6 protein-coding genes are annotated in these 4,283 nt (G+C 31.0%); all 6 read left to right on the plus strand.

Going from position 1 to position 4,283, the window contains the following annotated elements; genetic code table 11:
• A partial coding sequence (locus tag VK071_05065; protein HLR34686.1) for a nitrilase-related carbon-nitrogen hydrolase occupies window positions 1–308 on the plus strand: 308 nt, incomplete at its 5' end.
• Window positions 309–318: 10 nt separating this feature from the next.
• Complete coding sequence (locus tag VK071_05070) at window positions 319–1,503, plus strand: CaiB/BaiF CoA-transferase family protein (GenBank protein HLR34687.1); 1,185 nt, start codon at window positions 319–321, stop codon at window positions 1,501–1,503.
• On the plus strand, window positions 1,490–2,443 hold the full coding sequence (arcC, locus tag VK071_05075) for a carbamate kinase (GenBank protein HLR34688.1): 954 nt from the start codon (window positions 1,490–1,492) through the stop codon (window positions 2,441–2,443). Before VK071_05070 ends, arcC begins: the two co-directional genes overlap by 14 nt.
• Window positions 2,444–3,069: 626 nt before the next feature.
• Window positions 3,070–3,498 (plus strand): hypothetical protein, encoded by a 429-nt coding sequence (locus VK071_05080; GenBank protein HLR34689.1) that lies wholly within the window; start codon window positions 3,070–3,072, stop codon window positions 3,496–3,498.
• Window positions 3,491–3,775, plus strand: a complete 285-nt coding sequence (locus VK071_05085) for a hypothetical protein (GenBank protein HLR34690.1) — start codon at window positions 3,491–3,493, stop codon at window positions 3,773–3,775. Before VK071_05080 ends, VK071_05085 begins: the two co-directional genes overlap by 8 nt.
• A gap of 18 nt (window positions 3,776–3,793) precedes the next feature.
• Window positions 3,794–4,105 carry a hypothetical protein gene (locus VK071_05090; GenBank protein ID HLR34691.1) on the plus strand — a complete coding sequence of 104 codons (312 nt, stop codon included), beginning with the start codon at window positions 3,794–3,796 and terminating at the stop codon, window positions 4,103–4,105.
• Window positions 4,106–4,283 lie beyond the last annotated feature (178 nt).

The following is a 4,283-nucleotide window of genomic DNA, read 5'->3' on the forward strand; positions in this document are numbered from 1 at the left end:
GGGCTTATGATAATCATGTATATATTTTAGCACCAAATGCAGTAGGCGCCGATGCTGCTGGAAACCATTTCTTTGGTTCTAGTATGATAGTTAATCCAATAGGCCAAACTATTGGATTAGCAAGAGGTGGAGATGATATTATATCAGCCAGACTTAATCCAGATCCTATTAAATATATTGGGTATGGAACTAAGATTCCAATGATATTTGATCATTTAGAAGACAGAAATACAGAGGCTTATAAAGGGATATTAACTGAAGGGAAAAGTAGTTTTGAACCTTCTATAAGAATACCTTATAAAAAGTGAGGGGGTAGAAATGAGGTTACCATTAGAAAATTTAAAGGTACTTGATCTTACAAGAGTTCTGGCTGGGCCTTATGCAACTATGATATTAGGAGATTTAGGTGCAGATATTATAAAATTAGAGATGCCGGATAAAGGTGATGATTCAAGGTTCTTTGGTCCTTATATAAATGGTGAAAGTGGCTACTTTATGAGTTTAAATAGGAATAAAAGGAGTATAACCTTAAACTTAAAAGACAAAAGGGAAAAAGAAATTTTTCTAGCAATAGTAAAAGAAGTAGATGTAGTAGTAGAAAATTTTAGACCAGGAACCATGAAGAAATTGGGATTAGGATATGATACTTTAAAAGAGATTAATCCTGAAATTATATATGCTGCTACATCAGGGTATGGCCATACTGGACCTTATAGTAAAAGGGCTGCTTATGATGCAGTAGTTCAGGCAATGTCAGGATTAATGAGTATTACCGGGGAAAAGGATGGAAGACCTACAAGGGTAGGAACTTCTATAGGAGATATAACAGCTGGATTGTTTACAGTAATAGGAATTTTAACTGCTCTTGCAAATAAATATGAGACTGGTAAAGGACAAAAAGTTGATGTAGCTATGCTAGACTGTCAGGTTGCAATTTTAGAAAATGCTATAGCTAGATATGTTGTAACTGGAGAAATACCTAAGCCAGAAGGGAATAAGCATCCATCTATTGTTCCTTTTGAAACTTTTGAAACTAAGGATGGAGAAATTATGATAGCTGCAGGAAATGACTTTCTGTGGGGGGAGTTTTGTAGTATTATAGATAGAAAAGATTTAATAAATGATGAAAGATTTAAAACCAATCCTATAAGAAATAAAAATTACGATGAACTAAGACCTTTAATAGCAGAACCTTTAAAGTATAAAAAAACAAAAGAATGGCAAGTAATATTAGATAGTGCAGGAATACCTAATGGTCCAATAAATACTATAGATAAAGTTTTAGTAGATCCACAAATAAAAGCTAGAGAAATGATAGTAGAAATGGACCATCCTATAGTGGGGAAATTTAAAGTACCGGGGATACCTATAAAGCTAAGTGATACACCTGGTAAAATTAGAAAAGCTTCACCAACTTTAGGGGAAGATACAAGGGAAGTTTTAAAGGAGCTATTGGGATATGAAGAGAGTGAAATAGGAGAGTTAGCTAATGGAAAAGTGTAAAAACTATAAAGAAACAATAGTAGTTGCATTAGGAGGAAATGCTTTACAAGATGAAGGTAGTGATGCTACTGCTGAAGCTCAGCTTAAAATTTTAGAAGAAACCAGTAAATATTTAGCGGATATTGTAGACCGGGGATATAGATTGGTCATAACCCATGGCAATGGACCTCAAGTAGGAAGAATAGTTATTCAAAATGAAGTGGCAGATAAAATTACACCTGCTATGCCTTTTGATATTTGTGGTGCTATGAGTCAAGGAATGATTGGCTATCATATGCAACAAACTTTAGGGGATGAGTTAAAAAGGAGAAATATTAGTAAAGCTGTAACTACCATAATCACTCAAGTAGTAGTAGACAAAAAAGATGATGCCTTTAATAATCCTACTAAGCCTATAGGCCCCTTTTACACAAAAGAAGAAGCAGCTATACTTAAAAAAGAAAAAGGCTATAATATTGTAGAAGACTCGGGTAGAGGATATAGAAGAGTAGTACCATCACCAAAACCTAGAAAAATAGTAGAAATAGAGGCAATAAAAACATTAATAGATAAGGATTACATAGTAATAACTGTAGGTGGTGGAGGAATACCTGTAATAGAAGAAGGTAATCTTAAAGGTGTACCGGCAGTTATAGATAAGGATTTGGCTTCACAAAGATTGGCTAAGGATATAGATGCAGATATTTTAATTATCCTTACAGCCGTTGAAAAAGTCTTCATAAACTTTGGAAAATCAAACCAAAAAGAATTAAATAAAGTATCAGTGGAAACTATGAAAAAATATGCAGAAGAAGGACATTTTGCTCCTGGAAGTATGTTGCCAAAAGTATTAGCAGGAATTGAATTTGTAGAATCAAAACCGGAAAGAAAAACAATAATAACTTCGTTAGATAAGGTAGAAGATGCTCTTAATGGCCTTAGTGGCACAATTATTGAATAGAACTCCTAAGTTTATTACTTGGGAGTTTTTTGTATTATAATGTTGTCTCTTTTATTGGCAATTTATTATCACCTATTAGGAATAAATGTATATTAATAAAAGTAGCAATAAATCTCAAAGTTTATGATAATTGTAAGGTATTGGTCTCTTCTAACAGAATTAACATGGATTATTCATAGGTTATTTATAATAATATACAGTTGAGTTAGACGAAATAATAGGGTATAATTAAATAAGTATACAAATATATACAGTGCGGGAACAAGGTGGGGTACATACCAATATTATATACTATATCTAATCTTGACTAAAGGGATAAAAAATAATAAATCACATTACGAGTATTAATATCAATATTATGTTAACAACTACAGAGGTAAATTTAAAAACTTCAATCAGATATCTGAAAATTCTGAAGGTTAGCCCAATAGAATATTCATAGGATCCTAAAACTACCAATATATTTTTAATAAGTTCAACCAAAGATTATCTTAAGTCTGGAGATAGACTAGCACCTAAGAATGGAATTTATAGGACGGTAAGAATACATAAATTTAAGAGATGATAATAAGGGTAATGACAATTCTTGGAACAAAATCTATTGAATTAATTTAGGGAGGTATAAAATGAAAGAGTCTCATTATTTAAAACAAATATCTGTAAATAGACAGCGATTAGACAATATTGAAAGAGAAATCCATGAAAAGAAGAAAGACCTAGGGGATTTATATGAATTTCTAAAAAAACACAATGAATTTACAGAACAGCTAGGTGAAAGTATTCAAACTAAAAGGAACAGAGTAAACAATGCTAATATAGTTGAAAGTAAGGTAAGAGTTTATGCTCAACTTAAAAATGCTATGAATGACCTTTTAGCTGGAACAGAAAGCCAAAATGTATTTCGTAAAAAAGAAGAGGAGTCTAATCATATTAAAAAGGTAATAAGGGATTTAGAAAATGAAATAGCCAATCTGGAGGCTAAAAGAAATGATATTTCCAATAATATTTCAAGTTTAAATTATAAATTAAGAGAGGTTAGGTTAAAAAATGGATAATAATTTAAAAATTGCTGATCATGAAATAATAAGAGCTGAAAAGATGGTTTTAGCTTATGCAGAAAATTTAATAAGCTCAGGCCAACAATATAATACCTTGATAGATTCAATATCTGAAGAGGCTTTCCAAGATGTTTTAATTACAGAAAAATTAAAATCATTAGTTTCAGATATGAATAAAATTATAAATTTTTTAGAGGGCTTTGAAGATTCATTAAATCATAAGGCGAAGGATTTTATTAAGGATATTGATGAAAAGGATAAATTTATTTATTAAAGAGGGGGTTGGGAGATTGTGAGCACAATAAAATTAGACCCTAAAAGATTAGAAGGGATTAGGCAACAAATAGAGAATATTAAGAATGATCTAGATTTTTTTAGTGGAGATGAGGGTGGAAATTCTACTTCAAACTTAATTTTTGAGGAAAGTAGTGGAAAAACAGTTGAAACTTATAAATCTTTAATACAAGAAATAGAAAAAGCCTCTGTTACTATGTCAAATGTAGTAATTAAAACAGAAAACTATCTTAAAATTATTATTGATGGTTTTGAAGGGGCAGATAGTCAAATAGCTGATGAGATTCAAAAGTCTTATAATACAAATTGACCTTGTTAGATAGAAAGGAAAATTTGAGTTTTAATAAGTGAACTATTTATATGACAGTTAGGAGATGAAGTAGGTGAGAAAAATATTTTTATTACTGCTATTATTAATTTTAATCTTAGGGGGTTGTACAATGAGAAAAGAAGAGGAAAATAAAGAATTACCAACTATGGAAGAAGTC

The sequence above is a fragment of the Tissierellales bacterium genome (genome assembly GCA_035301805.1).
Classification (GTDB): domain Bacteria; phylum Bacillota; class Clostridia; order Tissierellales; family DATGTQ01; genus DATGTQ01.